The sequence below is a fragment of the Streptomyces sp. NPDC050448 genome (genome assembly GCF_040655295.1).
GTDB lineage: Bacteria > Actinomycetota > Actinomycetes > Streptomycetales > Streptomycetaceae > Streptomyces.
On record NZ_JBFAJR010000055.1, the window covers coordinates 21,311 to 35,103 of the forward strand.

The 13,793-nt window shown below is 73.7% G+C and carries 2 protein-coding genes; both read left to right on the forward strand.

The genetic code is table 11. The features are described 5' to 3' along the window. The first annotated feature begins 216 nt into the window (after positions 1 to 216). On the forward strand, positions 217 to 10,143 hold the full coding sequence (locus AB0I68_RS36420; RefSeq protein ID WP_363181691.1) for a type I polyketide synthase: 9,927 nt from the start codon (positions 217 to 219) through the stop codon (positions 10,141 to 10,143). Positions 10,144 to 10,203: 60 nt separating this feature from the next. After that, a partial coding sequence (locus AB0I68_RS36425) for a type I polyketide synthase (RefSeq protein WP_363181693.1) occupies positions 10,204 to 13,793 on the forward strand: 3,590 nt, incomplete at its 3' end.

Sequence of the window (13,793 nt, forward strand, 5' to 3'; positions counted from 1 at the left end):
CTTTCCCCGTCCATAATTTATGCTTCGGGATTCTTGCAATTCTCCGCGCGCCGGGGGCATCATGATTCGGTTGCGCCCGCAGAGTCGCCCAAGACTCCCGGCAAAAGACCCCGAATAGGGGTCCCTAGGGGAGTGATAGGGGTTTCTGCGGCGACTCCTCCGTGCCAGGGTCATCACTGATCTCAGGTTTCTGTGCACGGAGTGATGGAGCGCACGATGTTGAACGATTCCCAGGATTTCGCAGCCGAAATCGACGGCGCCTCCCAGGCGGGCGGAACCCAGGGTGAAACCGACAGCGTCACTGCCGCCGACCTCCGGGAAGGCTGGCGCGAGCGCCTCGCCGGGCTGACCCCGGACGAACAGCACACCGAGCTCCTCGACTGGGTCTCCTCACTGGTCACCGCCGCCATGCGCGACTCCGCGCCCGCCACCCTCGACCCGCACCGCTCCTTCCTCGACCTCGGCTTCGACTCCCTCGCCGCCGTCGACCTGCACGCCCGGCTCGTGGCCGGAACGGGCCTGCTCCTGCCCATCACCCTGGCCTTCGACCACCCCACCCCGAACCACCTCGCCCGCCACATCCACACGCAGCTGCTGGGACTGACCGCCCCCGCCGAGGCCCCCGTCACCGCCGCGATCAGCAGCGACGAACCGGTCGCCATCGTCGGAATCGGCTGCCGCTTCCCCGGCGGCGTGCATTCCCCCGAAACGCTCTGGGAACTCGTCGCCGACGGCACCGACGCCATTTCGGAATTCCCCACCGGACGCGGCTGGAACCTCGACTCCCTGTACGACGCCGACCCCGACCGGTCCGGCACCACGTACACCCGCGAAGGCGGATTCCTCCACGACGCCGACGAATTCGACGCCCCCTTCTTCGGGATATCCCCGCGCGAGGCCCTCGCCATGGACCCGCAGCAGCGCCTGCTGCTGGAGACCTCCTGGGAGGCCTTCGACCGGGCCGGCCTCGACCCCGCCGGACTCCGCGGCGGCCAGGTCGGCGTATTCGTCGGCGCCGAGACCCAGGAATACGGCCCCCGCCTCGAGGACGCCGCGGACGGCTTCGAGGGCTACCTCGTCACCGGAAACGCGGCGAGCGTCGCCTCCGGCCGCATCGCCTACACCTTCGGCTTCGAAGGCCCCACGGTCACCGTCGACACCGCCTGCTCCTCCTCGCTCGCCGCCCTGCACCTCGCCGTCCAGGCCCTGCGCACCGGCGAATGCTCCCTGGCCCTCGCCGGCGGTGTCGCGATCATGGCGAGCCCCGGCTCCTTCGTCTCCTTCAGCCGCCAGCGCGGACTCGCCCCCGACGGCCGCTGCAAGCCCTTCGCGGCCGCCGCCGACGGCACCGCCTGGGGCGAGGGCGTCGGCATGCTCGTCGTCGAGCGCCTCTCCGACGCCCGCCGCAACGGGCACCAGGTCCTGGCCGTCGTCCGCGGCACCGCGATCAACCAGGACGGCGCCAGCAACGGCCTGACCGCCCCCAGCGGCCCCGCCCAGCAGCGCGTCATCCGCCAGGCCCTCGCCAACGCCGGCCTGACCGCCGCCGACGTGGACGTCGTCGAGGCCCATGGCACCGGCACGAAGCTCGGCGACCCGATCGAGGCGCAGGCGCTGCTCGCCACGTACGGGCAGGACCGCCCCGAGGGCCGGCCGCTGCGGCTCGGCTCCTTGAAGTCGAACATCGGCCACACCCAGGCCGCCGCCGGTGTCGCCGGCGTCATCAAGATGGTCATGGCGATGCACCACGGAGTGCTGCCCAAAACCCTTCACGTCGACGCGCCGACCCCGCACGTCGACTGGGAGGCCGGAGCCGTATCCCTGCTGACCGAGGCCGTCGACTGGCCGGCTTCGCCCGACGCCCCGCGGCGGGCGGGCGTCTCGTCGTTCGGTATGAGCGGCACCAACGCCCACGCCATCATCGAGGAGCCGGAGGCCGCGAGTACGGGTGCGCCGGAGGACGACTCCGCCGCCGAGCCCGGGCACGGGACGGCGCAGCTGCCCGGCCCGCTGCCCTGGGCCCTGTCCGCCAAGACCCCCGAGGCCCTGCGCGCCGCAGCCAGCCGCCTCGGAGACTGGATCGACACCCACCCGGACGCCACCCCCCTCGACCTCGGCCACTCCCTCGCCACCACCCGAGGCCGCTTCGACCACCGCGCCGTAGTCCTCGGCGACGACCGCACCGCTCTCCAGCACGCCCTGCGCGCCCTCGCCGACGGGACCGACGCACCCGCCGTCGTCCACGGTGCCCCGGCCGTCGGCCGCTCCGCCGTCCTCTTCACCGGCCAGGGCAGCCAGCGCCTCGGCATGGGCCGCGAGCTGTACCTGTCCCACCCGGTGTTCGCGGACGCCCTCGACGACGCCGCCTGGTACCTGGACGAGCAGCTCGAACTCCCCCTGCTCGACGTCCTGTTCGCGGCCAAGGGCACCCCCGCCGCCGCACTCCTGCACCAGACCGCATACACCCAGCCCGCCCTCTTCGCGATCGAGGTGGCGCTGTTCCGCCTCGTCGAGTCCTGGGGACTGCGGCCGTCGTTCGTGGCCGGCCACTCCGTCGGTGAGATCGCCGCCGCGCACGTCGCGGGCGTCTTCTCGCTGGAGGACGCGTGTGCGCTGGTCGCTGCGCGCGGTCGTCTGATGCAGGCGCTGCCGGGCGGTGGCGTAATGATCGCCGTCCAGGCCGCGGAGGACGAGGTCCTGCCGCTCCTGACGGCGGACCGGGTCAGCATCGCCGCCGTCAACGGACCGCAGGCCGTCGTGATCGCCGGCGACGAGGACGCGGCCGTCGCCGTCGCCGAGGCCTTCGAGGCCCAGGGCCGCAAGACCAAGCGCCTCACCGTCAGCCACGCCTTCCACTCCCCGCACATGGACGGCATGCTCGACGGGTTCCGCCGCGTCGCGCAGGTCCTGGAGTACGGCGCCCCCACCCTGCCCGTCGTCTCCCTGCTCACCGGCACCACGGCCACCGCCGCCGAACTGGCCGACCCCGAGCACTGGGTCCGGCACGTCCGCGACGCCGTCCGCTTCCTCGACGGCGTACGCACCCTGCGGGCCCGCGGGGCCGACTCCTTCCTCGAACTCGGCCCCGACCCCGTCCTCACGGCCATGGCCCAGGACTGCCTCCCCGCCGCCACCGACACGCAGGGCACCACGGCAGCGGCACCCGTCTTCGCCGCCGGACTGCGCTCGGGCCGCCCCGAGGCCGCCACCCTGCTCGACGCCGTCGCTCGGATGTTCGTCCAGGGCGCGGACGTGGACTGGGCCGCCTTCTACGCCGGTACGGGCGCGCAGCGGGTGGAGCTGCCGACGTACCCCTTCCAGCGCCGGCGGTACTGGATGAACGCCCGCCCCGAGGCCGCCGGGCGGACCGCCGCCGGGCCCCGCGGGACTGACCCCGCCGACAGCGAGTTCTGGGACGCCGTCGAGCACGAGGACGTGGCCGCGCTGGCCGCTGCCCTCGAACTGGACGCGGACGGAGACCAGCCCCTGAGCGAGGTGGTCCCGGCCCTGTCGGCGTGGCGCCGCCGGGTACGGACCCAGTCCGAGGTCGACGGCTGGCGCTATCGGGTGTCGTGGAAGCCGCTGACGGCGGCGTCTGCCGGTGTGCTGGACGGTGAGTGGCTGGTCGTGGTGCCGGCTGCGGGTGTGGATGACACGGCCGTCGTCGAGGCGCTGGGCGCTGGGGTGCGCCGGGTTGTGGTGGAGCCGGGTGCGGACCGTGAGGGTCTTGCAGGTCTGCTGGCTGGTGCTGGGTCGGTGGCTGGTGTGGTGTCGTTGCTGGCGCTGGATGAGACGGGTGGGCTTGTTGCTACCGCTGGTCTGGTGCAGGCGCTGGGTGATGCCGGGGTGGGGGCGCCGTTGTGGTGCCTGACGCGTGGTGCGGTGAGTGTGGGCCGTTCCGACAAGCTCGTGTCGCCTGTTCAGGCGCAGGTGTGGGGTCTGGGCCGGGTTGCGGCGTTGGAGGTTCCGGAGCGTTGGGGTGGTCTGGTCGATCTGCCGGAGGTGTGGGACGAGCGGGCCATGGGCCGCCTGGTGGGCGTTCTGGGTGGTGTCGAGGATCAGGTTGCTGTCCGGTCGTCTGGTGTGTTCGGTCGTCGTCTGGTGCGTGCTGCCCGGGCCGAGGGGGCTTGGGTGCCCTCCGGGACGGTGTTGGTGACCGGTGGTACGGGTGCGTTGGGTGGCCGGGTCGCTCGTTGGCTGGCTGGTGCGGGTGTTGAGCGTCTGGTGCTGACCAGTCGGCGTGGTCCGGATGCCCCTGGTGTGGCTGAGCTGGTGGCCGACCTCGGTGTCGATGTGTCTGTCGTTGCCTGTGATGTTTCTGACCGGGAGGCGTTGCGGGAGCTGCTGGCCGCCGAGGCCGACACGCTGACGGCTGTGGTGCACACCGCTGGTGTGCTGGATGACGGTGTTCTGGATGCGCTGACGCCGGAGCGGTTCGAGAATGTGCTGCGGGCCAAGGCCACCTCTGCCCTCAACCTCCACGAGCTGACCGTCGAGCTGGGGGTCGAGCTTGACGCCTTCGTCCTCTTCTCCTCGATGAGCGGCATGGTCGGTGCCCCTGGACAGGGCAACTACGCCGCCGCCAACGCCTACTTGGATGCTCTGGCCGAGCAGCGGCGGGCGGCCGGTCTGGCCGCGACCTCGCTCGCCTGGGGTCCGTGGGCCGAAGGCGGTATGGCTGCCGACGAAGCCATGGACGCGCGGATGCGGCGCGACGGCCTTCCGCCTATGGCGCCGGAGACGGCCATGGCCGTCCTGCGGCAGAGCGTGGGTGCGGTCGGTGACGCGGCTGCCTTGCTGGTGGCCGATGTGGCGTGGGAGCGTTTCGCGCCCGCCTTCTCCGTGGTCCGCTCCAGCAGCCTCTTCGCCGAACTGGTCGAGACCCGCCCCGCCGGATCCGCTGCCGCCGCCGAGGCCACCGCTTCGCCCGCCGACCGGTTCGCCGGTCTGGGCGCGGCCGAGCTGGAGCGCGAGCTGCTCGCCCTGGTTCGTACGCATGTGGCTGCGGTGCTCGGTCATGACGGTTCGGAGGCCGTGGGTGCGGAGCGGGCGTTCAAGGAGTTGGGCTTCGACTCCCTGACGGCCGTGGAGCTGCGCAACCGGCTCGGGGCGGCGACGGGTGTGAGTCTGCCGGCGACGCTGATCTTCGACTACCCGACGGCTTCCGCCCTCACGTCGTTCTTGCGGGATGAGCTGCTGGGGACCGAGGTCGAGGTCAGTGGTCCGGTGGTGACGGTGGTGGACGACGATCCGATCGCGATCGTGGCGATGAGCTGCCGCTTCCCCGGTGGGGTGCGGACTCCCGAGGATCTGTGGAAGCTGCTGGCGGCCGGTGGTGACGCGATCGGTGAGTTCCCGGTCGACCGTGGCTGGGACCTGGAGCGGCTCTACAGCCCGGACCCCGACCAGCAGGGCACCTTCTACGCCCGCGAGGGCGGCTTCCTCTACGACGTCGCCGACTTCGACGCCGACTTCTTCGGCATCTCGCCACGCGAGGCCCTCGCCATGGACCCCCAGCAGCGACTGCTCCTGGAGACCACCTGGGAAGCTTTCGAACGGGCCGGGATCGACCCGGCGTCACTGCGCGGCAGCCAGGCCGGTGTCTTCGTCGGCACCAACGGCCAGGACTACGGGGCCACGCTCCAGTCCGTCCCGGACGGCATCGAGGGATATCTGGGCACGGGCAACGCGGCGAGCGTGGTCTCCGGGCGACTCTCGTACGCCTTCGGCCTCGAAGGCCCGGCCGTGACCGTCGACACCGCCTGCTCCGCCTCCCTCGTCGCCCTGCACCTGGCCGTTCAGGCCCTGCGCAGCGGCGAGTGCTCCATGGCACTGGCCGGCGGTGTGACGGTCATGTCGTCGCCCGGTGCCTTCATCGATTTCAGCCGTCAGCGTGGGTTGGCGGAGGACGGCCGGATCAAGGCCTTCGCCGCCTCGGCCGATGGCACGGGCTGGGGTGAGGGTGTCGGCATGCTGCTCGTGGAGCGGCTGTCCGACGCTCGGCGCAACGGGCACCCGGTCCTCGCGATCGTGCGGGGTTCGGCGATCAACCAGGACGGTGCCAGCAATGGCCTGACCGCCCCGAACGGCCCCTCGCAGCAGCGCGTCATCCGCGCCGCTCTCGCGAGCGCCGGGCTCTCCGGCGGGGATGTGGACGCGGTCGAGGCGCACGGCACCGGCACGAAGCTGGGTGATCCGATTGAGGCGCAGGCCCTGATGGCCACGTACGGCCAGGAGCGGTCGGCCGGACGGCCGTTGCTGCTGGGTTCGGTGAAGTCGAACATCGGTCACACGCAGGCCGCGGCCGGTGTCGCGGGCGTGATGAAAATGGTGCTGGCGATGCAGCACGGGGTGCTTCCGCAGACCCTGCACGTGGACGAGCCGACCCCGCACGTGGACTGGTCGGCCGGTGAGGTGGAGCTGCTGACCGAGCTGCGCGCGTGGCCCGAGACGGGGCGTCCGCGCCGCGCGGGCATCTCCTCCTTCGGCTTCAGCGGCACCAACGCCCACACGATCATCGAGCAGGCCCCGGAAGCCCCCGAGGGCGCCGAGGCCGAGCAGACCGTGCTCCCGCAGGCCGCGCCCGCCCTGCTGCCGTGGGTGCTCTCCGCGAAGACCGAGACGGCCCTGCGGGCCCAGGCCGAGCGCCTGGCCGAGCGCGTCGCGGCGGACGAGCGGGCCGAACCCGCCGATGTGGCCTACTCCCTGGCCACGTCGAGGTCGGCTCTCGAACACCGCGCCGTCGTGGTCGCGGCCGAGCGGGCCGAGTTCCGGGCCGCGCTGAAGGCGCTCGCTGCGGGTGAGTCCGCCGCGGGGCTGGTCCGCGGAACCGCGAACGCCGGGGCTCTGGCCTTCCTGTTCACTGGTCAGGGCAGCCAGCGGCTCGGGATGGGGCGTGAGGTGTACGACGCCCACCCGGCCTTCGCGGACGCGCTGGACGCGATCTGCGCCCGGATGGACGGATTGCTCGAATTCCCGCTGCGGGATGTCGTCTTCGGCACGGATGCGGAGCTGCTGGACCGTACGGAGTACACGCAGCCGGCGCTGTTCGCCGTCGAGGTGGCCCTGTACCGGCTCGTCGAGAGCTGGGGTCTGCGGCCGGACTTCCTCTCCGGTCACTCCATCGGTGAGATCGCCGCCGCGCATGTGGCGGGTGTGTTCTCCCTCGACGACGCCTGTGCGCTCGTCGCCGCCCGGGGCCGCCTGATGCAGGCGCTGCCGTCCGGTGGTGCGATGATCGCCGTCCAGGCTGCGGAGGACGAGGTCCTGCCGCTCCTCGCCGGAGCCGACCGCGTCGGCATCGCCGCGGTCAACGGCCCGGAGTCGGTGGTCATCGCCGGTGACGAGGACGAGGCCACCGCGATCGCCGCGGTCTTCGAGGCGCGGGGCCGCAAGACCAAGCGCCTCACCGTCAGCCACGCCTTCCACTCCCCGCTCATGGACGGCATGCTGGGCGACTTCCGCAAGGTCGTCGAGGGGCTCGCCTTCGCGGCGCCCCGCATCCCGGTCGTGTCCAACCTGACCGGTGCGCCGGTCTCCGACGAGATGGGGTCGGCGGACTTCTGGGTCCGGCACGTCCGCGAAGCCGTCCGCTTCCTCGACGGGGTGCGGGCGCTGGAGGCCGCGGGCGTGACCGCCTACGTCGAACTCGGGCCGGACGGTGTCCTGTCCGCGCTCGCCCGGGAATGCCTCACCGGCGACACCGCTGACACCGTCTTCGTCCCCGCCCTGCGCAAGGGCCGCCCCGAGGACCTCGCCACCGCCCTGGCGCTGGTCCACGTCCACGGCGTCGCCGTGGACTGGGACGCGTACTACGCCGGTACCGGTGCCCGCCGCGTCGACCTGCCGACCTACGCCTTCCAGCGGACGCGCTACTGGCTGGAGGAGGCCGCCCGCCCGGCGTCCGCCGAGGCCGCTGCCGCGGCCGGCGGTGCGGTCGACGCCGCCTTCTGGGCTGCCGTCGACAACGAGGACCTCACCGCCCTCACCGCCACCCTGGAGATCGACGCCGACCGCCCGCTGAGCGACCTGCTCCCGGCGCTGTCCGCCTGGCGGCGCCGCAGCGCGGAGCGCTCGGTCGTCGACGGCTGGCGCTACGCCGTCACCTGGAAGCCGCTCGGCGACCCGCAGACGGCCGCGCGCCCCTCGGGCACCTGGCTCGTCGTCACCACCGTCCCCGCCGGGCCCGGTTCCGCACTCCCCGGGATCGCGGACGCCCTCCGGGCGCAGGGCGTCGACGTACGCGAGGTCGTCCTGGAGGCGGCCACGGCCGACCGTGCCGCCGTGGCCGACCTGCTGGGCACCGCGCTCGCCGGTGACCAGGCCGACGGCGTGGTGTCGCTGCTGGCCTTCGCCGAGGCCCCGCACCCGGCGCACCCGGCCGCACCGGCCGGGCTGCTCCTGACCGGGGCGCTCGTCCAGGCCCTCGGGGACGCCGGGGTCGACGCACCGCTGTGGTGCGTCACGGCCGGGGCTGTCGCGACCGGACCCGCCGACCGGGTACGCAGCGCCGCGCAGGCACAGATCTGGGGATTCGGCCGGGTCGTCGCCCTGGAGCACCCGGATCGCTGGGGCGGTCTCGTGGACCTGCCCGCCGGCGCGGACGGCCGGGCGCTGGAGCGGCTGCTGGCCGTGCTCGGCGCGACGGACACCGCGTCCGGATCCGGGTCCGCGTCCGGGTCCGCGTACGAGGACCAGGTCGCCGTACGGTCCGCCGGGCTCCTCGCCCGCCGGATCGGCCACGCCGCCCCGGCGGCGGAGGACCGCGCCCCCTGGCGGCCCCGCGGAACCGTCCTGATCACCGGCGGCACGGGTGCGCTCGGCGCGCACGTGGCCCGCTGGCTCGCCGCGCACGGCGCCGAGCACCTCGTCCTGGCGGGCCGCCGCGGGCCGCGGGCCGAGGGCGTCGACGCGCTGATCGCCGAGCTCGCCGCCCTCGGAGCCCGGGCCACGGCCGTCGCCTGCGACGTCACCGACCGCGAGTCCCTCCGTACGCTCCTCGCCTCCCTCGGCGAGGACGGCTCCGGCCCGGCCCTGACCGCCGTGTTCCACACTGCGGGCGTCGGCCAGTACGCCCCGCTCGCCGAGAGCGGCCCCGGCGACCTCGCGGCGGTCCTCGCCGCCAAGGTCACCGGCGCCGAGCACCTCGACGAACTGCTCGGTGACGCGGAGCTGGACGCCTTCGTCCTGTTCTCCTCCATCGCCGGCGTCTGGGGCAGCGGCGGTCAGGCCGCCTACGCGGCGGCCAACGCCCACCTCGACGCCCTGGCCCAGCAGCGTCGCGACCGCGGTCTCAACGCCACGGCCGTGGCCTGGGGCCCGTGGGGCGAGGGCGGGCTCGTCGCCGACGAGGAGGCGGCGGAGCAGCTGCGCCGCCGCGGCCTGCCGGTCATGGACCCCGAGCGGTCGATCGCCGCCCTCCAGCGGGCCCTCGACACCGGGGACACGACGGTGACCGTCGCCGACGTCGGCTGGGACATCTTCGCCCCGGCGTTCACCGCGGCCCGTCCGCGCCCGCTGATCGCCGACCTCCCCGAGGTACGGCGCGCACTGGCCGCCGGGCAGCCGGAGCACGGCTCCGGGACGGGCGGCGACGCCGGTACCGGGGCCGGACCGGAGCGGCTCCTCGCCGAGTTGCGGGGCATGACCCCCGACGAAGCCGAACGGACCCTGCTCGGCCTGGTCCGCGAGCACGTCGCCGCGGTCCTCGGCCACGACGGGGCCGCCACGGTCGCCGCGGGCCGCGCCTTCAAGGATCTCGGCTTCGACTCGCTCGCCGCGGTCGACCTGCGCACCCGGCTCGGCTCCGCCACCGGACTGCGCCTGCCCGCGAGTCTCGTCTTCGACCACCCCACCCCGGCCGCCCTGGCCGCCCACCTCCGCGGCGAACTACTCGGCGAGGACACCGCGCCCGCGCTCCCGGCGATCACGGAGATCGACAAGCTGGAGATCCTCCTCTCGTCGGTCCCCGAGGACGACGCCGCCGAACGCACCCGCGTCACGGCACGGCTCGAAACGCTCCTGGCGAACTGGACCAGGACCGACCGTGCCGCGCAGGCCGCGGAGGACGAGGAATCCGCCATCGAATCGGCGTCCGCCGAAGACCTCTTCGACATCATCAACAACGAATTCGGAAAAGCCTGATCTTGATGCCCGATCCGATGACCGCAAGCAAGTCGCATTTCTCCAGGAGGTGACGTTCCAGTGGCCGGCGCGAACGAAGAAAAGCTTCTCGAAAACCTGAAGTGGATGACCACGGAGCTGCGGCGGACCCGCCGCCGTCTCCAGGAGGTCGAGCAGGACGCCCACGAACCCCTCGCGATCGTCGCGATGAGCTGCCGCTTCCCCGGCGGCGTCCGGTCCCCCGAGGACCTGTGGCGGCTGGTCGACGGCGGCGGTGACGCCATCACCGGCTTCCCCGAGGACCGCGGCTGGGACATCGGCTCCCTCGCCGACCCCGACCCCGACCGCAAGGGCACCTTCTACAACACAGGCGGCGGATTCCTCGCCGAGGCCGCTGCGTTCGACCCCGGGTTCTTCGGCATATCGCCGCGCGAAGCCCTCGCGATGGACCCGCAGCAGCGCCAGATCCTCGAAGCCTCCTGGGAGGTATTCGAGCGCGCCGGAATCGACCCCGCGTCCGTGCGCGGCAGCCGTACCGGCGTCTACATCGGCGCCGGAGCCATGGGGTACGGGGCCGACCTGCGGGAGGTTCCCGAAGGACTCGAAGGGCTGCTGCTGACCGGCGGCGCGACCAGCGTGCTGTCCGGCCGCGTCTCCTACGTCCTCGGCCTGGAAGGCCCGGCCGCCACCATCGACACGGCCTGCTCCTCCTCCCTGGTCGCCCTGCACCTCGCCGGGCAGTCCCTGCGGCAGCGCGAGTGCTCGCTCGCCCTGGTCGGTGGCGTCTGCGTGATGCCCACCCCGGACGTCTTCGTCGAGTTCAGCCGCCAGCGCGGCCTCGCCGCCGACGGCCGCTGCAAGTCCTTCGCCGCCGCCGCCGACGGCACCGGCTGGTCCGAGGGCGTCGGCGTCCTGCTCGTGGAACGGCTCTCCGACGCCCGCCGCAACGGCCACCCGGTGCTCGCGGTGGTCCGGGGTTCGGCCGTCAACCAGGACGGCGCGAGCAACGGCCTCACCGCCCCCAACGGGCCCTCCCAGCAGCGCGTCATCCGCCAGGCCCTGGAGAGCGCCCGCCTCTCGGCCGCCGAGATCGACGTCGTGGAGGCCCACGGCACCGGCACGACGCTGGGCGACCCCATCGAGGCCCAGGCGCTGCTGGCCACGTACGGGCAGGAGCGCCCGGAGGGCCGGCCGCTGCGCCTGGGATCGCTGAAGTCCAACCTCGGCCACACCCAGGCCGCCGCGGGCGTCGCCGGCATCATCAAGATGGTCATGGCGATGCAGCACGGGGTGCTGCCCAAGACCCTGCACGTCGACGAGCCGACCCCCGACGTCGACTGGTCCGCCGGAGCCGTCTCGCTGCTCACCGAGGCCATGGCCTGGCCCGAGACCGGTGCCCCGCGCCGCGCGGCCGTCTCCGCCTTCGGCGTCAGCGGCACCAACGCCCACACGATCATCGAGCAGGCACCGCCGCAGGAGGTCCCCGAGGGCGAGGAGGCCGCCCCGGCCCCCGCCCCGGTCCGGCCCGCCCTGCTGCCCTGGACGCTGTCCGGCCGCAGCGCCGCCGCCCTCCGAGCCCAGGCCGCACGGCTGATCGCCGCCCGGAGCGGGGCGGCCGCCGGATCCTGCGCCCTGGACCTCGGCCACTCCCTGGCCACCACGCGCGCCGTCCTGGAGCACCGGGCTGTCCTCCTCGGCCGTACCGACGCCGACCTCGACGGCGCCCTCGCGGCGCTGGCCGCGGGGGAGGAGGCCGCGGGCCTGGTCACGGACACCGTGGCCGAGGGCCGGACGGCGTTCCTCTTCACCGGTCAGGGCAGCCAGCGCCTCGGGATGGGGCGCGAGCTGTACGCCGCCTTCCCGGCGTTCGCGGCCGCCCTGGATGCGGTGTGTGCGGGGATGAGCCTGGAACTGCCCCTGAAGGAAGTGCTGTTCGGCGACGATGCGGCCGTCCTGGACCGTACGCAGTACGCGCAGCCCGCGCTGTTCGCGGTCGAGGTGGCGCTGTACCGGCTCGTGGAAAGCTGGGGCCTGACGCCGGACTTCCTCGCCGGTCACTCCATCGGTGAGATCGCGGCCGCGCATGTGGCGGGTGTCTTCTCGCTGGAGGACGCGTGTGCGCTGGTTGCCGCGCGGGGTCGTCTGATGCAGGCGCTGCCGTCGGGCGGTGTGATGATCGCGGTGCAGGCGTCGGAGGACGAGGTCCTGCCGCTGCTGACCGACCGCGTCGGCATCGCTGCCGTCAACGGCCCGCGGTCGGTGGTCATTTCCGGGGACGAGGACGCCGCGCTGGCCGTGGTGGCTTCGTTCGCCGACCGCAAGACCAAGCGGCTGACGGTCAGTCACGCCTTCCACTCGCCCCACATGGACGGCATGCTCGACGCCTTCCGTGAGGTGGCCGAGTCCCTGACGTACGCCGCCCCGCGCATTCCGGTGGTGTCGAACCTGACCGGTGCGCGCGTCACCGACGAGATGGGCTCGGCCGAGTTCTGGGTCCGCCACGTCCGGGAGGCCGTCCGCTTCCTTGACGGCGTCCGGGCCCTGGAAGCCGCGGGCGTGACGACGTACCTCGAACTCGGGCCCGGCGGCGTCCTGTCGGCCCTCGCCCAGGACTGCGTCACCAACGACGGTGCCGCCTTCGTCCCCGCCCTGCGCGACGGACGCCCCGAGCCCGAGACAGCCCTTGCCGCCCTCGCCCGGGCCCACGCCCGCGGCGCAGCCGTCGACTGGAGCGCGTACTACGCGGGCACCGGCGCCCGCCGCGTCGACCTGCCCACGTACGCCTTCCAGCACGAGCGCTACTGGCTGGAGCCCGGCACCGCCGCGGCCGGTGACCTCGGTGTCGCCGGACTCGACCCCGCGGGCCACCCGCTGCTCGGCGCCGCCGTCACCCTCGCCGGGTCCGGCCGCGTCCTGTGCACCGGCCGGCTCTCGGTGCGCACCCAGCCCTGGCTGGCCGAGCACACCCTGTCCGGTACGGCCGTCCTGGCCGGTGCCGCCTTCGTAGAGCTCGCCGTCCGTGCGGGCGACCAGGCCGGCTGCGGGCACATCGAGGAGCTGACGCTCGACGCCCCGCTCGCGCTGCCCGCCGACGGTGGCGTACGGATCCAGGTGCTCGTGGAGGAGCCGGACGCGGGGGGCCGCCGCGCCTTCACCGTGTCCGCCCGTCCCGACGGCGCTCCCACCGAGGACGGTACGTGGACCTGCCACGCCCGCGGTGTCCTGCGCCCCGGCGCCCCCGCCCCGCAGGCAGCCCCCGCCGACCTGGCCCAGTGGCCGCCCGCCGGGGCCGAAGCCGTCGACCTCGGCCGCCTCTACGCCGAGGCCGCAGACGAGGCCGACGCGGACGGCCAGGCCCCCGGTCCGCAGCGCGGCCCGCTCTTCCGGGCCGTGGAGGCGGCCTGGCACCGCGACGGCGCCTACTACGCCCAGGTGCGCCTTCCCGAGGGCGCCCCGCAGGGGGACGCCTTCGGCCTGCACCCGGTGCTGCTGGACGCCGCCGCGTACGCCGCGGCCCTCCTGGCCGACCCGGACGCCGGTACCCCGGCCGCGGGCACCGCCCCCGGCAGCGTCTGGTCCGACGTCGCCCTGCACGCCGCCGGCGCCGGAGCCCTGCGCGTGAGCATACGGCCCGCCGCCGACGGCACCGTCGCCCTGGACCTCGCCGACGA

Excerpts from the sequence above, each read along its gene's own strand:
- AB0I68_RS36420 (WP_363181691.1), top strand. The coding sequence starts at position 217 with ATGTTGAACGATTCCCAGGATTTCGCAGCCGAAATCGACGGCGCCTCC.